Origin of the sequence: Pseudomonas sp. HY13-MNA-CIBAN-0226, assembly GCF_040310305.1 — a bacterium.
GTDB classification, from domain to species: domain Bacteria; phylum Pseudomonadota; class Gammaproteobacteria; order Pseudomonadales; family Pseudomonadaceae; genus Aquipseudomonas; species Aquipseudomonas gregormendelii.
On sequence record NZ_JBEOPS010000370.1, the window covers coordinates 1 to 260 of the forward strand.

Consider the following 260-nt stretch of genomic DNA (forward strand, 5'->3'; position numbering starts at 1 on the left):
TCCTGCGCCTGTCCGGCAAAAGTGCCTGGGCGGAAGATCCTCCTTCGCGTACCCGACGTCTGGTGACTAACGTGTTTGTCGAAGAAACCGACAAGAGCGATGAGTTTGTGGTGACCAGTTACCTGCTGCTGACCCGTAGCCGTTTCAAAGATCACCATGTCGACATTATCAGTGGCGAACGGCGTGATGTGCTGCGTCTGAGTGAGGCGGGATTCAAGCTGGCGCGGCGCGAAGTCATCATCGACCAAGCGGTGCTTGGA

Annotated in this window: 1 protein-coding gene; it reads left to right on the top strand. The window is 56.9% G+C overall.

Annotated features, from left to right (window positions below; genetic code table 11):
* Window positions 1–260: aromatic-ring-hydroxylating dioxygenase subunit beta (locus tag AAEZ05_RS29150; protein ID WP_350650101.1), on the top strand; the 260-nt coding region annotated here is incomplete at both ends.